Source organism: Acinetobacter sp. BWR-L5, assembly GCF_039655985.1.
GTDB lineage: Bacteria > Pseudomonadota > Gammaproteobacteria > Pseudomonadales > Moraxellaceae > Acinetobacter > Acinetobacter johnsonii.
In genome coordinates this window covers 194,211-211,347 of record NZ_JAGFEV010000001.1, presented here as the reverse complement: position 1 = coordinate 211,347, position 17,137 = coordinate 194,211, and the positions used below count along the sequence as shown (strand labels likewise).

15 protein-coding genes are annotated in these 17,137 nt (G+C 41.3%); 10 read left to right on the top strand and 5 right to left on the bottom strand.

What is annotated here, in order from left to right; translation table 11 throughout:
• Positions 1–465: 465 nt before the first annotated feature.
• The 4 genes from JZ787_RS01100 to JZ787_RS01085 all read left to right on the top strand — a co-directional run bounded on the left by JZ787_RS01100 (position 466) and on the right by JZ787_RS01085 (position 2,909).
• Positions 466–1,011, top strand: coding sequence for an ATP/GTP-binding protein (locus tag JZ787_RS01100; RefSeq protein WP_218287950.1), 546 nt, complete (start codon positions 466–468; stop codon positions 1,009–1,011).
• Positions 1,012–1,020: 9 nt separating this feature from the next.
• Positions 1,021–1,437, top strand: a complete 417-nt coding sequence (locus JZ787_RS01095) for a roadblock/LC7 domain-containing protein (protein ID WP_346311449.1) — start codon at positions 1,021–1,023, stop codon at positions 1,435–1,437.
• Between the two features lie 83 nt (positions 1,438–1,520).
• The gene (locus JZ787_RS01090) at positions 1,521–2,513 is read left to right on the top strand and encodes a hypothetical protein (RefSeq protein ID WP_234951524.1); all 993 of its coding nucleotides are present in this window, start codon (positions 1,521–1,523) and stop codon (positions 2,511–2,513) included.
• Between the two features lie 39 nt (positions 2,514–2,552).
• Positions 2,553–2,909 carry a hypothetical protein gene (locus tag JZ787_RS01085; protein WP_087526884.1) on the top strand — a complete coding sequence of 119 codons (357 nt, stop codon included), beginning with the start codon at positions 2,553–2,555 and terminating at the stop codon, positions 2,907–2,909.
• A gap of 50 nt (positions 2,910–2,959) precedes the next feature.
• On the opposite strand, the gene JZ787_RS01080 is transcribed toward JZ787_RS01085, so the two are convergent.
• The 3 genes from JZ787_RS01080 to JZ787_RS01070 form a co-directional block, all read right to left on the bottom strand.
• A complete protein-coding gene (locus tag JZ787_RS01080) occupies positions 2,960–3,832 on the bottom strand; it encodes a histone deacetylase (RefSeq protein WP_346311448.1) in 873 nt (290 codons plus the stop codon).
• A 4-nt stretch (positions 3,833–3,836) separates the two neighbouring features.
• The gene (locus JZ787_RS01075; RefSeq protein ID WP_346311447.1) at positions 3,837–4,799 is read right to left on the bottom strand and encodes a hypothetical protein; all 963 of its coding nucleotides are present in this window, start codon (positions 4,797–4,799) and stop codon (positions 3,837–3,839) included.
• A 173-nt stretch (positions 4,800–4,972) separates the two neighbouring features.
• Positions 4,973–6,007, bottom strand: coding sequence for a helix-turn-helix domain-containing protein (locus JZ787_RS01070; RefSeq protein ID WP_346311446.1), 1,035 nt, complete (start codon positions 6,005–6,007; stop codon positions 4,973–4,975).
• A gap of 114 nt (positions 6,008–6,121) precedes the next feature.
• On the opposite strand from JZ787_RS01070, the gene JZ787_RS01065 reads away from it, so the two are divergent.
• The 6 genes from JZ787_RS01065 to epmA all read left to right on the top strand — a co-directional run bounded on the left by JZ787_RS01065 (position 6,122) and on the right by epmA (position 13,363).
• The gene (locus JZ787_RS01065) at positions 6,122–7,333 is read left to right on the top strand and encodes an alkane 1-monooxygenase (protein WP_346311445.1); all 1,212 of its coding nucleotides are present in this window, start codon (positions 6,122–6,124) and stop codon (positions 7,331–7,333) included.
• Between the two features lie 2 nt (positions 7,334–7,335).
• The gene (locus JZ787_RS01060) at positions 7,336–7,500 is read left to right on the top strand and encodes a rubredoxin (protein ID WP_168159086.1); all 165 of its coding nucleotides are present in this window, start codon (positions 7,336–7,338) and stop codon (positions 7,498–7,500) included.
• 585 nt (positions 7,501–8,085) lie between these two features.
• Positions 8,086–9,720 (top strand): arylsulfatase, encoded by a 1,635-nt coding sequence (locus JZ787_RS01055; protein WP_346311444.1) that lies wholly within the window; start codon positions 8,086–8,088, stop codon positions 9,718–9,720.
• Positions 9,721–9,838: 118 nt separating this feature from the next.
• Positions 9,839–11,011, top strand: a complete 1,173-nt coding sequence (locus JZ787_RS01050) for an outer membrane protein transport protein (RefSeq protein WP_218287943.1) — start codon at positions 9,839–9,841, stop codon at positions 11,009–11,011.
• Positions 11,012–11,315: 304 nt separating this feature from the next.
• Complete coding sequence (locus JZ787_RS01045) at positions 11,316–12,383, top strand: 4-phosphoerythronate dehydrogenase (protein WP_346311443.1); 1,068 nt, start codon at positions 11,316–11,318, stop codon at positions 12,381–12,383.
• The gene (gene epmA / locus JZ787_RS01040) at positions 12,380–13,363 is read left to right on the top strand and encodes an EF-P lysine aminoacylase EpmA (RefSeq protein ID WP_346311442.1); all 984 of its coding nucleotides are present in this window, start codon (positions 12,380–12,382) and stop codon (positions 13,361–13,363) included. Before JZ787_RS01045 ends, epmA begins: the two co-directional genes overlap by 4 nt.
• 52 nt (positions 13,364–13,415) lie before the next feature.
• Here the strand turns inward: epmA and JZ787_RS01035 are convergent, their stop codons facing one another.
• Both JZ787_RS01035 and JZ787_RS01030 read right to left on the bottom strand, forming a co-directional pair.
• Entirely contained in the window at positions 13,416–14,639 is a 1,224-nt protein-coding gene (locus tag JZ787_RS01035) for a multifunctional CCA addition/repair protein (protein ID WP_346311441.1), read from the bottom strand.
• A gap of 83 nt (positions 14,640–14,722) precedes the next feature.
• The gene (locus JZ787_RS01030) at positions 14,723–17,002 is read right to left on the bottom strand and encodes an NADP-dependent malic enzyme (RefSeq protein WP_010326379.1); all 2,280 of its coding nucleotides are present in this window, start codon (positions 17,000–17,002) and stop codon (positions 14,723–14,725) included.
• Positions 17,003–17,137 lie beyond the last annotated feature (135 nt).

Here is a 17,137-nt window from a genome sequence, read left to right as displayed (position 1 = left end):
CTAGAAAAAAACTTATCCCTTCTTTGAATAAGCCAAAGAGTACAGTTCAAGCCCAAATAAAGAATCAAAATCGACGTGTGAGATTTTGTTTAAATATAGAAATTAAGCGAAGAGTCCATCGACTAAGTATAAGAAAAACGTGAAGTTTCTTGTTTTATTGATTGAAAAAAATATTTCAAATATATTTTTTGATCTGAGTTATAGATTGAATTTTGTCTGGTAAAAAAAGCCAATCACTACTTAACTGAGTATGATTCTTATTATTTAATTTAAATAATAAGAAAAGACAAATACTTAAGTTAATTTAAATGATATACGTGTGTATAAAAAAGCTTAAAAGGTATACAAAAAGTAGGGGAATGTGTAAGTGAGTTTTACTGAATGGTTTAAAATTTGATGTTTTTTGTCAATAAAATTAAATATAATGTGACTTATTAGGCATTTTGTTGTTCTTGGGGCTTCTTGATGATACTACAGCAGTACAAAATTGTTTTCGGAGGAACCATGGGGGCAGGAAAATCTGCGGCCATTCAAGCATTGTCTGATATTCCTGTCGTGACGACAGAAGCAGTAAACACTGATACCGAAGCACATCATAAATTTTTGACGACTGTGGGTATTGATTACGGTGAAATTAGCCTTGATGACGGTACGCAGATAGGCCTGTACGGTACTCCAGGCCAAGATCGTTTTGATTTTATGTGGTCTATTGTCTGTAAGGGTGCAATAGGAATCGTGATCTTGATTGATCATAGCCAAGCAGATCGTTTAAAAGATTTAGAGTTTTATTTAAAAGCATTTGAGCAGTATGGATCAAATGTGGTGGTTGGTATTACACATTTAGATCAAGAAGATGAACATAAGCTCAAAATTTACCGTGATTGGATGCAGATCCATCAAAAACAATTTCCGCTGTTTGCCGTTGATGCGCGTGAACAAGATGATGTTTTACTGATGATTGAAACACTAATTACAACAATAGAAATGCAAGCAGAATCTGCAGTTGCATAGGTAGAATAAATGAATAGTTCACGTGAAATTTCGCAAGCACTGATTGAATCTGCTCACATCGAGTTACAACATTTTTTAAATACCGTTACAGGCATCGACTTTGTGATGTTGTGCTCATCGGATGGTTTTGAGCTTGCTTTGGCCTCAAAGAAAAATATCGACAATACAGGAAAAATTGCAGCAGTCAGCAGCTCTATCTTGGCTATGGTAAATGCATTTATTACAGAAATTCAATTGATGGGGTGCCAAACCATTACTCTTGATGCGGACAATGGCAAAGTCTTTTTAACGGCTGTCAACCATCCATTGCATCCTATGGTCATGGTGGCTGTCACGCACACAGATATTCTGATGGGGCAGATGCTGTATTACTACAAAGAGTTAAGTGCGCGATTAAGCAATGCACCGCTCAGCATTGCATCATAAGAAATTCTATATTTATTAATTTTTAATTATATCAATCGGCGTGATGCAGTGATTTGAAGGGTGAGGTTGTTGTGGGTTTGGGCATGAAAAACGTAATAAATATTGCAGTATTTGGTTTAAGTTTAAACTCGTTAGAGCAACTAAAAGAACAAATTTTACTGTCTTTACCTGAAAATTTGAATGTGAGATGGGTCAATCTTGCTGAGCAAAAAATCGATTTATTGCTGGTCAATGATGTTTTTTTTAATTCACCTGGCATTCAAAAGTTGCTGACTATTCAAAATATTGTGTATTTGCGTCTGGTCAAAAAGGTTGAAAATGCAGGGCACATTGTCGGAGATCAATTGTTCTATCCATTTTCAAACATAGAGCATTTGCATGATTGGTTATCTAGAAAGGTAGTATCACAACATGAACTTACCGCGCCTGTGAAGTCAACGCTTGAAGTCATTATGCCTATTCAATCTGTTATGCCTACAGTGCTGAACCCAGTAATGACCACGGAACAGGTTTTTAGCGAAATTTTTACACCACGTAATGGCTATATTCAGTTGTTCGATGCCCATGGTTTTCTCGCTTTGGTCGATACACGGACCGAACGTGTTTGGGTCGAGCCGAATAAAGAGATTCAGTTTAATGAGACCTTGAACCAAACGTATGCAACTGCGCAGTTGGTCCAAGATACGATTAAAGATAAAGACGTTTATGACTTAAGAGTTTGGCTATGGAAAGTGGTGAATGCTTCACCTGCGATTCAGTTACCGCAGATCAGTTTGAATCAGAACTTTAAACTTGAAATATGGCCTCAGTTTGAAAAAAATTTACAACGTCGTGACTTTTTAAAGATGGCAACGTCCTTCTCACAAGGCGCACAAATTGATCAAGTAAAACAATCCTTAACTTTAAGTAATGAAAGGGTATTGAATTTTGTAGCATGTGCTGTTCTACTGCAATTAGGTCGGTTTATTGATCAAAATGAAGTGAAGTATCAGGTAGATACACAACAAGTAGAAACAGGACAAATGAATAAATTACGCGGTTTTATTGGAAAGTTGCGTAAGAAACTAGGTCTTTAAATTTTTTGGGGTAACCCTATAACTAGAGGTAAGAATAAGATGGCACGTGTTAGTTTAGATGCGTTAACAGGGATTGATGGTTTTGTTGCTGCTGCGCTGGTCGACAGTGACAGTGGCTTAGCACTCGCGACTCAGGGGAGTGGTGTGGACTTAGAATTAGCAGCTGCAGGTAATACTGAAGTTGTACGTTCTAAGCGCAAGGTTGCGAAAGCATTACAATTAAACGATAACATTGAAGATATTTTGATTACTTTGGGTAAGCAATATCATTTGATTCGTCCGCTTGATAGCAATGAAACATTGTTTTTATATTTGGTACTTGACCGTACCAAGTCTAACTTAGCGATGGCGCGTTATGAGTTAAAAGGTTTTGAGAAAGAGCTTGATTTTTCTTAATTAAATAGCCGAACTATCCATGCCAGTGTATGTCAATATGCTGGCATTTTTTATTCAGCATAGTAAGTTTGATAAGCAGTTTGAAACGTTCCCACATGAAGCTTGACCAGTTCTGGTAGTGCTTGATAACCGCCAGCTAAAACAAACATCAAAGGCAGTTGATGCTTTTTGGCCAAGCGAAACACAATTTCATCTCGTTTTTCAATCAGTTCTGTGCTGAACCATGATGAGCCGCAAGGATCATTTTGATGGCAGTCCATTCCCGCCTGAAAGATAATTAAATCAGCGTTCCAGTCTAGGGCACGTTGAAAAGCTTGATGGATTGCTAAAATGTATTGGCTGAAGTTTCCTTGATGTTTGTGTACATGATAGGTTTCTGAACGTTCGTAGGTCGGACAGCCAAAAGCCAACCCATAGATACTATAATTAAAAAAGTTATCAAAACGGCGGGTAAATTCTGCCGTGCCATTACCGCCATGCTGATCACAGTCCAGCACGAAAATACGTTTATCTGGAAATTGTTGCGCGACCAAAGCCAGCCCGTTAAAGGTACAAAAAGACCCACCGTGTTCGTAAACCGCATGATGAAAGCCTTGTGCGATATTGGCCGAAATTTGATGTTTGAATGCCAATTCTGTTGCAAGAACTTGCCCTGCATTAATCTGATAAACCGCATCACGCAGTTGAGTATTCCAAGGCTTAAAACCTTGGAAAGTGGCTAGCTTTTCAGGGAAACCTGTATCAAAAGCATCGACATATTTTGGATCATGCAGTTGTTTTAAAATATCTATGGAGAGCTTTTCAGGGCGATGGAACTGTACGATACCGAGGGGATCTAAAGCATCGGCGACAGCGCTCAGTTTTTCCATACTGTTGGTATGGGTCTGAGCATAATAATCCGGTGAGTAGCAAACCTGTAGCATGCGTTTAGTTCCGTATTTGCGCGGTCGCGACATCAACCAATTGTTGTAGGCATGTGGTTCCCGGACTAAATAAACCATTTTCAACTTGCTGCTGATAATGCGTTGTAAAAGCACGTGCGCGATTCTCAGGAGAAATAGCTAAAGTCGTGAGTCTTAAAAACCAAAAGCCGTTGATCTCAGGATAGGGGATCACATAGCCTTTATATTGCTGGTTTTGAGTTTTGTTTTGAATGGCTGTGCGATCATAGTTGACTGAGAACAATGAACCCGCAGGCAAACACACCCCATTCATCAGGATCGGTTTGAGGCTAATACAGGAATGATCATCTCCCATATTGAGTTTTTCCAGCAATAAGGGCTGCTGTTGTTCATCGACAAATATATTGAGCTCGCCCTGTCTTAAGACGCGGCCATGGGCAATTTTAAGAAAGAAATTTTCAGCCATGGGGCAAGAACCGACTTTCGGTTTTTCAGCCAAGGCTTTGAGCTCAACCAAACCTGTTTTCGCCGTGTTTTGCGGGAGAATAATATCGGCAATCAGTTGGCATAGAATTTGAGTTTCTTCCAGTTGCGCTTGTGCGGTGATACTGCGTAATTGTTGTTGTAACTGCCGCTGACGTTGCACTTGCTGAGCAAATTCAGAGCTGTTTTCGGTTGCGAGCAGCGGTTGAATTTGCTCATTCAAATCTAAATTATGCCAATCAGAAATCATGTACTGCGATTGCTCAAGCAATACTTTTAAGGTCTTGGTTTCGTATTGGTCAAACAGTTTTAAGTCGGCAAAATCTTGGCTGAGTCTGGTGCTGTTAATATAGTCCGCTAAAACACGTGTCGCCTGCGTATAGCCGCAACCACGACGTTCTGTTTGGTGGGAGAAATGTTCATTTAACATTTCGGTGAGTTTGCTTGAAAGCGGGTGAACGTGTTGTTTAAAAAGTTGAATAATTTCGTGATCAGTTTCGCGCATCCTTGCCCCAAAAAATAAATTTAAAATCTGTTTTATTATACAGTTATATATCAAATAACTATTGATATTGAAATAAAAACCAGTAGGCATTGTGACATTTATTTTGGCAGGATAATCATTGTTTTATTTGGTATGAACTCTTATTAAAGTGTCTTTTATTGAAACTACAAAGGTCAGCTTATCTTCGGCGTGGAATTTAGCCGATACATCTGTGGTGTGGTACCTAATTCAGCTTTAAATGTCCTACAAAAATTCGCTGCCGTGGAGTAGCCCAGCTCAAAACTAATTTCGGTGATGTTTTTGTTGGTGTGCATCAGCATATGCTCAGCACGGCTTAAAATGACCTGCTTACGAATGGTATTAAAATTGGCATCCCGCTTTTTTAAGTAGCGCTGCAGGGTTTTACTTGAGACATTCAACATTTGAGCACAGTCTTCAAAACTTGGCGGAGGAGATGCTTCGCGGAGCATCATGCTGATCCAGTCAATAATCTCTCCATCTAAACTGATTTGTTTCAGTTGTTCGCGGCACTGTTGTTCCAAAATGTTCAATGAAAATGCATCTGCTTTGGGGAGTTTCGTGTCTAAATTATCCGCTTGAATAAAGATTTTAATGCTAGGACGAATGAGTGTACCAAAGTGAAATTGAGCGGGCTTGAGTTGCTGTAAAGCTTGTACATAAGTTGGTTGAAACACCGATAAATGAATGTCATAGGGTTTAACTTGGTGATTGAGTAATTCAGCAAAACTGCTGCAAAAACCCACTGCAATGGCTTCTAAATGAAAATTCAATGTGAGCGTGCTCATGGCTTGCAGCGGGTGAATGTCTAAAACCACGACGTTACTTAACTCAGTCACTTTTAGTCGAAAGTTCGGCATGATTAAGCTGAAATATTGCGACATCACGCCTAAGGCCTGCATGACATTTTCACAGCTGAGTAAGGCATAACCCACTAAATGATGCGCGCTCAATTTTAAGGAGCGACCGAGCTCAAAGGCCAAATCACGGTTTTCTGGAAATTTAAGTAAATAGCTGACCAAGGTTTCAATTTGTGCTAGCGAAAGCTTGGCATCCTCCTGTTGTACATAGCTGCTCAAATCCGTTCCTAACAGCTGAAAAAGCTCAGTTAAATCCATCTGACGTTCCAGCAATAAAGGCAGCAAACGCAAATAATATCGGGATGGAATAGATGGAATGTGAGGATTCATATTTTTAAAGTGATGTCCTTTTTTGAATATATAATGTCCGAAAATGAATAAAAATAACAACTGATTTTACCAATAATGAGCAAGCGTTCTATCTAAAATAAAAAGGAGTTCCGCATGAATGCACTGACCTTGCTTGAGCACCAGCACAGTGAACATCAGTTTAAGGATAAAAAACGGCATTTATGGTTATTTGGTTTGGCGTACCCGTGTATTGCTATGGGTGCTTTGGCAGGCTATCAGTTTGGCCCCCAAAAACTACGTTCAGTGTTTGCCTCGACAGGCCCGATTTTTATGCACGTGGTCATGCCAGCTTTGGATAAATTCATAGGTGAGGACAGCGAAAACCCACCTGATGCCGCAATTGCAGCCTTAGAGGCCGATCCCTACTATGCTCGTATTGTGAAGTTGTTTATTCCGCTGCAGTACAGTGCCAATTTTTATGCTTTATACCTCGCCAGTCGTGATAGCACCCCAACGCATGATCGTGTGCTTATTGGCACACTATTGGGCGTATTGAATGGTGTCGCGATTAATACTGCACATGAGCTGAGTCATAAACCGAATAAATTAGAACAAATGTTGTCGCATTTAGCATTGGCACCGACGGCTTATAATCATTTTCGGATTGAGCATCCTTATGGGCATCATCGCCGTGTGGCGACACCTGAGGACCCTGCCTCTTCGCAAATGGGCGAGTCTTTTTGGCAGTTTTGGCCAAGAACAGTGGTGGGGAGTTTTAAGTCGGCTGTTGAAATCGAAACTCGACGTTTAGAGCGTCAAGGGCATGGATTCTGGTCACTCAAGAATGAGTTGTTGCAAGGCTGGGCGATGTCAGGGCTTTATCATGCGGCGATGTTAAAATGTTTTGGTAAAAATATTGCGGTTACCCAAGCCACTCAAGCTTTGTACGGTATTACGTTATTTGAAGTCGTAAATTATATTGAGCATTACGGTTTAAAGCGGGAGCAGCTTGAAAATGGCCAATATGCACGCACCCAGCCAGAACATAGTTGGAACAATAACAACTTGGTGACGAATCTATTCTTGTATCAGTTGCAGCGTCACTCTGACCATCACGCTTACCCAACGCGAAGTTTCCAAACTCTGAGAAACTATGAAGACGTACCCCAGCTTCCAGCAGGTTATGGGGCCATGATTCTACCAGCACTAATTCCAAAGTGGTGGTTTAAATTGATGGATCAACGGGTGGTGGAGCATTATGCCGGTGATTTCAGTAAAATGAATATTTACCCTAAAGCCAAACAGAAAATTCAGCAGAAGTTTGCGGGATTGTTTTGTCAGTCATCCCTTATACACGAGGACTAAACATGAAGCGCTACCAATGTTTGGTTTGTGGATGGATTTATGATGAGCAACTCGGATGGCCACAGGAGGGAATTGCTGCGGGTACGCCATGGCAAGATGTTCCTGAAAACTGGACCTGTCCTGATTGTGGGGTTTGTAAAGTTGACTTCGATATGGTGGAAATTTAAACAATAAATTTAAACACATTCTGTATAGGGTGCTGCTACAGGCTGTGGTCGCACCAAAAACCTTTCTATTTGATGATTTATTCTTCTAAACCATTCTAGAACCATTCTTTCGGATGGTTGTTCTACGCTTTATGACTGCTAATCTTCTGAAGCAGATTTAATACTCCAGCTCGGAGTGAAAAATCGTAAGTCATGTTTTAAAGAAACCCACTATTAGGGATGATTGTGGGTTTCTTTAAAATCTAAAGCATATTTAAAAAATATCGATGTGAAATCGAATACGAATAGAACCAAGTAACCGAATTCGAAGATAACAAACATATAGCTCTTATGTAGGGTATGCATAAGAGTTGTGCTCAAAAAAAGGATGTAGGATCTAGATGATTAACCAACATATTAAACACAGAACATATTTCTTTTCATATCAAGCTTATTTTGTATGTCTACTGAGATTTCTAGCAATAAAAATCTAGATTTCTCGAATCATTTGTAACACCTAACACATAACACATTACTTATAAAAATTTAAATGCGAGCAAAAGCTGGTAGGGATACCTGTAACTAAAAACGGTCAAGGAGGATATCATGCATATCAAAAAGTCTAAATTGTGTTTGTCCATTGGGGCAACTTTATTATCTGCGATTTTTGCTACAACACAGGCTGCACCTCAGCAAAGTTATCAAAAAGGTAAAACGATTGCTGATGATCCATTTTTAAAGGCAGTGGTTACTTCTGAAAACATGGAGCCTGCGATCATTCATCCAGCGCAAAGTGCAGCAGCCCAGAAAAAACTGAATGCATATAAACAAAAAACAGGTCGTACTCCAAATATTCTAATTTTCATTGTAGATGATATGGGGTGGGGGGATATTGGTGCCAATGGTGGTGGTACAACAGTTGGTGCACCGACGCCAAATATCGACAAATTGGCTCGAGAGGGATTGCTCTTTACTTCTTTCTACGCACAACCGCTGAGTACACCTTCACGTGCGGCCATGATGACAGGACGTTTACCAGTTCGAACAGGTTTGGTTCGACCGATTCTGACAGGAGAAAAACTTAAAGCAAATCCATGGGATGGTGAAGTGACTGCCGCTGGATTGTTACAAAAAGCGGGTTACCACACAGGCATGATCGGGAAATGGCATTTGGGTGAAATCGAAGGTGCTTATCCACAACAAAATGGTTATGACGAATATTTCGGCTTTTTACAAGTGGTGTCTAATTTAAGTGAAATGACGGATGAGCGTTTATATCCAAATTTGATTCATGACCCTGAGCGTTTGGAAGCAATGCGTTCAATTCAACCGCCTGAAATTACCAGTGGTGTCAAAGGTGGGCCATTAAAGGTCGAGCAGTCGATTAAAACGATTGATGATATTAGTCGGATGGATCAAAAGTTTGCAGATTATTCTGATGGGTTTATTCGTCGTGCAGGCAAGAAAAATGAACCTTTCTATCTCGTTCATTCTTTTTCACGGGTACATAATGACAATTATCCAGCACCAGGATATGCAGGAAAAAGCCCTGCAAAATACCCTTATAAAGATGGTGTAGTTGAAGTCGATGACATCGTTGGTCGCCTGATGAAGACTTTAAAAGATACGGGGCAACTTGAAAATACAGTGGTGTTCTTCACTTCTGATAATGGTGCTAATGAGGATGTATGGCCAGATTCAGGCTTTCATCCTTGGAAAGGTGGCAAAGGCACGACATGGGAAGGGAGAATCCGTGTACCCGGTATTGCATACTGGCCGGGTATGATTAAAGCAGGTCGTGTCAGCGACGGTATTTTTGACATTCTTGACTTATTTAATACTTCCGTTGCATTGGGCGGACAAAGCAACCAAATCCCAAAAGACCGTTATTTCGATGGTATTGATCAAACGAGTTTCTTGCTTGCAGATGATGGAGAATCAAACCGTGAAACCTCATTTTTCTATTCAGGGAATCAGTTCGCTGCATTACGTTGGAATGAGTTTAAAGTGCATTTCAGAGTCATGGAAACTACATCACCACGCAAGAATATTGATAGCACTGTCATGTCTGCTGCCAATCCTGCGCCTTGGGCCTACAACTTATATATCGATCCGAAAGAACAAATTCCAAGCCATCATGGTTTTGAGTGGGGCTATCCACGTGCTTTGAATCTAGTGCGTTACCACATGAGTACTTTTAAGAAATACCCAGTTAAAGACATTGGACTCAATGTCCCTTAATACGCCATTAGGCAATTCATTGAATTAAATAAAGATTATTTAATTCAACAAGATGAATACTTTTCTACGGAATGAATGACAAGTATTTACTTTTTAAAACGTAACTAAAGGAATAGAAATGAAATTGAATCAGAAGCATCTCATTGGGGCGATACTGTCCGTATGTGCAGGCCAGATTTATGCCGCTGGTCTTGAACGTTCGCCACAACAAATAGATGCTTTATTTGAATCTGGCACTTATGCTGAAGTCGGTTATACCTATATTTCACCTGATATCACAGGTACAGACAGCAGTGGAAACAAAGTTTCAGATATGGCTGAAGACTTCCAAATGCTTAATTATGCAGTAAAAACTGACATAAATCCGAAGTTACGCCTTGCAGTGATTTATGACGAACCTTTTGGTGCTAAAGTAAAGTTTGAGGGTGATAATAATTTCATTGCAACAGACCGTCCAGCAGGAGATGCCAATACACGTGTAGATGTGAAATCGAAAAACATCACAACACTTTTAGGCTATAACCTAAATAAAAATGTCATGATTTATGGTGGTCCAGTACTTCAGCAGCTTCAAGCTGATGTTCATTTACGTGGTTTAACTTATGGAGCAAATAGTGGTTATAACAATCATTTTGATGACATCGCGGTAGGGTGGGTTGCAGGTCTAAGCTATGCCAAACCTGAAATGGGGATTTTGGCTTCATTAACCTATCGCTCGGAAGTTGAGCATAAAACAACGATTAATGAAGATGTGCCATTAGCAGACATGGTATTCACAGAGGATTATTCCCACAGTAATTCAGGGACTATTACGACACCTGAATCTGTGAATTTAAATCTGCAAACAGGCCTCAATGCAACGACTGCTGTATATACAAAAGTTCGTTATGTACCATGGAGTGATTTTGCCTACTATCCACCAGTACTGAAAGCAGCAACGACAGAAGCTTTAGGTAAAGGTTTACCTTTAGTTGATTATTCTGAAGATCAATTGGCAGTCGAAATTGGATTAGGCAAACAATTGTCGCCAAATTTAGCAATTGCAGTCTCTGGTTTATGGGACTCAGGTGCAGGTGACCCCGCACCAACTTTAGGTCCTGTGAAGGGTTATTGGGGTGCGGGTTTGGCTGCTAAATACAATATTAGTCAAAAAATGGCTTTCAGCGTAGGTGGTCGCTATATGTGGTTTGGTGATGCGGAAGGTGAAACTTCGGATCGTCGTATTGTTGGCGAGTTTGAGGACAATACAGGCTATATCGTGGGGATGAAACTCTCTTATAAATCTAAATAATTCATCTCGCTTATTACTTGCTTGAGGTTTTGCCTTCTCTCTGAAATGTTGGGAGAAGGTTTTTTTATAACAGTATTAAATTATTTGTCTAGTTGTTTGTACTATCATAGCGTTTACGGAGTTGACTTTATATTTTTCAGTATTTTGAACGAAGTAAATCTATATTAAACAATTCTTTAAAGTATTCGGTTTTTTACCATGAAGATGAAACATCGTGACTGTTTATTCAGATGTATTGCAGAGCAACATAGTGTTGAGCTTGTGCAACGGTTATCATAGAGTCAACAAAGCGTTGGAAGACATTATGAAAATCTTGGCAGATGAAAATCTCGCATTTACCGATTATTTTTTTGCCGAATTTGGTGAAGTTGAGCACAAAGCAGGGCGTACTTTAACGCATGCCGATGTTGTAGATGCCAAAGCACTGTTGGTGCGTTCCGTAACTCAAGTCAATCCAGCATTAATCAATAACACCACACTTCAATATGTAGGTAGTGCAACGATTGGTACAGACCACTTAGATATTAACGCTATTGAAAAGCAGAATATTCAATGGGCGAATGCCGCAGGTTGTAATGCGCAGGCGGTGGCTGAATATGTAATTACGGCTTTACTCCATCTCAATCCAGTATTGCTGAACGCTAAAGAAAGTTTTACTTTGGGCATTATTGGCCTAGGAAATGTCGGTTCACGCTTAGCTTATATGGCCAAACTATTGGGCTGGAATGTGATCGGTCATGATCCTTTTGTACAGCAAGATGCGATTCAGCAGGTCGATTTAAATACCTTATTAAGTACTGCTGATGCGATTTCATTGCATGTACCTTTAACCAAAACAGGATCACATCCAACCTACCATTTGTTCAACGCCGAAGCTTTCGCTGCGATGAAAGCGACAGCAATATTGATTAATTCTGCGCGTGGGCCTGTAATTGAAGAGCAAGCTTTATTGGCCGACATCGAAAAAACACAGCGCAAAGTGGTATTAGATGTCTTTGAACATGAGCCTGTGATTTCTGAACAAGTGTTGAATGCTGTGAGTCTGGTGACGCCACATATCGCAGGTTATAGCTTAGAAGGCAAAGCGCGTGGTACACAAATGATCTATGAGGCTTTCTGTAAAACCTTTCAGTTTGAAGCACATAAAAGTTTCGAGTCGCAGTTGCCTGTATGTGCTCAATATTTTGAAGGCCAAGATTTGAAATCTGCTCTTCAACAGCATTTAAGGGAAATCTACCCGATTGCACGAGATGACCAAGCCTTACGTGCTTGCTTAAAAGAGGGAATGATTGACCAAAAAGCCTTTGATCATTTAAGAAAGACCTATCCATTACGCCGTGAATGGGCTGCACATGGAGGGCCGAAGGTATGAGTCAGGACGTGATCCATTATCAGCCAACCTGTGACTTAAAAGTCATGCGAGCGCGTGCGCAAATGTACAGCCAAATTCGTCAGTTTTTTGCTGAACGTGAAGTGCTTGAGGTTGAAACCCCGATTTTATCTCAAGCTGGTGTGACCGATGTGCATTTGGCTTCGGTTCAAGCACAGCGCCATCTACAAGGCAAGCAACAAACGCATTATTTGCAGACCTCACCTGAGTTTGCCATGAAGCGCTTATTGGCCAGCGGTAGTGGGCCAATTTATCAAATCTGTAAAGTTTTCCGTGATGATGAACATGGTCGTAAACACAATAGTGAATTTACCATGTTGGAATGGTATAGACCGAATTTTAGTTTGAAGGATTTGATGTTTGAAGTGACAGATTTATTGAATGTCACATTAAAGCAGCGTTTTGGTGAAGTTCGCCCTACCATTTTGAGCTATAAGCATGCGTTTATGGATCGCTTGGATTTGAATCCACTGCAAGCCAGTTTGAAAGAGTTAAAAGACTGTTGTAATCGCGTAGGTTTAAATTTGGACTTGGGCGATGACCGACTGGGCTATATCGATTTGCTCTTTTCACATTTTGTAGAGCCAAGTCTAGGTTTTGATACGCCAGTGTTTCTGACCGATTTTCCACCAGAGCTGGCTTCGCTTGCCAAAACTAAAATGGATGAAGACGGTGAATTGATTGCAGCACGTTTTGAGCTATATATTGAAGGTTTGGAACTCGCCAATGCTTATGATGAGTTGATCGACGCAGAGGTATTGCGTTCGCGTTTTGAAGCCGATAATGCTGAACGTGAAAAATTAGGCTTATATGTGATGCCAATTGATGAGTTTTTATTGGCTGCTTTGCCTCAAATGACGGCATGTGCAGGTATTGCGTTAGGTGTGGATCGTTTGTTAATGATTGCAACAGAACAAATGCAGTTGGAAAAGGTGATTACCTTTCCCGCATCCATTTCTTAAGTGAAATTAAATAAAGCGCCGATTGTGGCGCTTTATTTAAGTCGATCAAGGTTTAACTGTATTGAGCCTTCAGCTCTCCAATTGCATGTATTCGACGTTCTATCAGCATTTCACCGATATCCGGGCCTTTAATATCCGTAGGCAGGTCTTGTGCTTTGATATTTCGCACCACATCCATCACCTTTAAAATATATGCAGACTGTGGGTATTCTCGATCTTCCAGTCCTAAACGACCACGTGAGTCGCATTCACAGGCCTGCACAAAGGCTTCGACCCGTTCTGGGCGGCGTAGTACATCTAAGCGTTGCAGTAAGCGCCATAAAGTGCCTGGTTTTAAGGTCAGGGCTTGATGACATTTCAAATGTTCTTTACAGACCGTAATTGCGAGCTGTTTCATCTGAGTTGGAACTTTGAGACGCTCACACACTTCAGTCACAGGTTTGACCCCGCGTTCTTCATGCATGATATGACGCGGTAGCTCGTCCACAGGTGTCAAAGCTTTGCCTAAGTCATGCACTAAAACAGCAAAACGAACATCCAGTGCGTAGTTGGCACGACATGCTTGCTGCAATGACATCATGGTATGAATACCACAGTCAATTTCAGGGTGATATTCAGGGCGCTGTGGAATACCGTAAAGGGCCTCGATTTCTGGAAAAAGCACTTTTAAAGCACCACAGCGACGTAGCACTTCAAAGTATTCATCGGCATGATCTTCCATCAGAGCGCGAGAGGTTTCTTTCCAAACGCGTTCAGGGGTTAGTGCCTCCAGTTCACCCGAGTCTGCGAGTTGCTGCATCAGTGCCAACGTTTCTTCGGCCACCGTAAATCCTAGGGTTTTATAACGTGCAGCAAATCGTGCAACACGGAGGACGCGTAGTGGGTCTTCTACGAAAGCATCAGAAACATGCCTTAAAACACGGAGCTCTAAGTCGCGTTGGCCACCATAGGGGTCATACAGTGTGCCTTCATCATCCATTGCAATGGCGTTGATGGTAAGATCACGTCGAATTAAATCTTGTTCTAGGGTAACGGTACTGTCGGTATAAAACTCAAAGCCATGATAGCCATGCCCTGACTTACGTTCGGTGCGGGCCAGCGCATATTCATCTTTGGTTTCAGGATGTAAAAAAACAGGAAAATCTTTACCTACAGGTTGGAAACCTTGGGCAAGCAGTTGTTCAGGTGTTGCACCGACAACTACATAATCTTTTTCGTGATAGGGGTGACCCAGAAGCTGATCTCGGACCGCACCGCCTACTAAATAAACTTGCATGAAAAAACCTCTACTCTTACAGCCATCATGCTACAGAATAGAGGTTTTCTCAAGTCACAAGATGCGAGTACAACGACAAACAATTATTCGCCGTTTTTCTCCGCTTCTTGAATTTCAGCTACAGTTAGTGCAGTCATATTCACTAAACGACGTGTTGTTGTTGTCGGTGTCAAAATATGAACTGGCTTTGCTGCACCCAGTAGGATAGGGCCAATGGTGACATTATTACCTGACGTTGATTTCAACAGGTTAAATGAAATGTTGGCTGCATCCAAGTTCGGCATGATCAATAGGTTCGCAGAACCTTTGAAGCGTGAGTTTGAGTATGCAAAGCTACGAATGTTTTCATCCAATGCTGCATCCGCATGCATTTCACCTTCAACTTCAAGTTCTGGCGCGATTTGCGACAAAATCTCAAACACTTTACGCATTTTTTGTGCGCTTGGGTCGGTCTGGTCTGAACCGAAGCTTGAGTGAGATAGTAGCGCAACACGTGGTGTCATACCAAAACGACGCACTTCTTCAGCGGCTAAAATAGTCATTTCAGCCAGTTGTTCAGCCGTTGGATTACGGTTGATGTAAGTGTCAGCAATGAACAGGTTGCGGTCTTCAAGCATTAAAGCATTCAATGTAAAGAAAGAGTTGTGACCTTCTTTTTTACCAATGATGTTTTTAACGAAGTCTAAGTGAATGTCGTAGCTTGAATACGTACCACATAGCATCCCGTCTGCTTTACCATGTTTCACTAACATCGACGCGATCAAGGTCGAACGACGACGTGCTTCACGTTGCGCATATTCAGGTGTTACACCTTTACGTTGCATGAGCGTGTAGTAGTCATCTGCAAACAGTTCGTAGTCAGGATTTTTTTCTTGATCGACAATCGTGATATTCACACCATGTTCAAGACGTAAGCCTAACTTTTTAATGTTCGCTTCAATAACCGCAGTTCGACCGACTAAAATTGGTTTTGCAAGATCTTCATCGACCGCAATTTGTACTGCACGAAGTACGCGTAGGTCTTCACCTTCAGCATAGGCAATACGTTTTGGGTCGGATTTTGCTTGAGCAAAAATAGGCTTCATCATAAATGCAGAGTTGTAGACAAACTCAGACAGACGCTGACGATAAGCAGAGAAGTCTTGAATTGGTCGATCAGCTACACCAGAGTCCATTGCTGCTTGTGCGACAGCAGGTGCAATTTCTAAAATCAGACGTTGATCGAGTGGACGTGGAATAAGGTAGTCACGACCAAAAGATGCTGATTTTTCACCATAAGATGCTGCATCTGCTTCAATGTGTGCCATACGCGCAATTGCATAGACACATGCGATTTTCATCTCTTCATTGATCGTTGTTGCGCCTACATCAAGAGCACCACGGAAAATGTAAGGGAAGCAAAGTGCGTTGTTCACTTGGTTTGGATAGTCTGAACGACCTGTCGCCATGATCACGTCATCACGAACTTCATGTGCATGTTCAGGAAGAATTTCAGGATCTGGGTTTGCAAGTGCAAAGATAATCGGATCTTTCGCCATGACCTTAACCATTTCTTTGGTTAAGATACCCGCAGCAGATAAACCAAGGAACATGTCTGCGCCTGCAATCACGTCAGCCAGTTGAGTGCCTTCGATATCTTGTACATAACGTTTTTTAGACTCATCTAAGCCTTCACGTTTCGTGGTGAGCAGACCGCGAGAGTCAGCCACAACGATATTTTCTTTCTTCGCACCAATGGCACAAAGTAAATCTAGGCAAGACAGAGCTGCAGCCCCTGCGCCTGAAGCGACGATTTTAATTTCGTCAATTTTTTTGCCATTCAATTGCAAAGCATTCAGTAAAGCAGATCCAACGATAATGGATGTACCATGCTGATCATCGTGGAACACAGGAATGTTCATGCGTTCACGTAGTTTTTGCTCGATATAGAAACACTCTGGTGCCTTGATGTCCTCAAGGTTGATACCACCAAAAGTCGGTTCTAATGCAGCAACAATGTCCACGATTTTGTCAGGATCATTTTCTGCAATTTCGATGTCAAAAACGTCAACACCAGCGAATTTTTTAAACAGTACGCCTTTACCTTCCATAACAGGTTTAGACGCTAAAGGACCAATGTTACCAAGGCCAAGTACGGCTGTACCGTTACTGACCACAGCAACTAAGTTACCACGCGCTGTGTAAAGCGCCGCAGTAGACGGGTCGCGTTCAATCTCTAAACATGGTGCAGCAACACCTGGTGAATAAGCTAAAGCTAAGTCACGTTGGTTGACCAGCTGCTTGCTTGGTGTAACGCTGATTTTCCCTGGAGTTGGAAATTCGTGATAATACAAAGCTTGCTGTTTTAATGATTGATCGTCCATCTGAATCTCTTTGTAGCGTGGGTTAGCCAGCGGAGCTGGTGGTTTTTTAGTAGACAAGACCGAATATACCATTAGTTGCTGGTATATCCCAGTGATAGCTGGTGCTTTTTAAGGCAAACTTAGAGCTAAAACAGT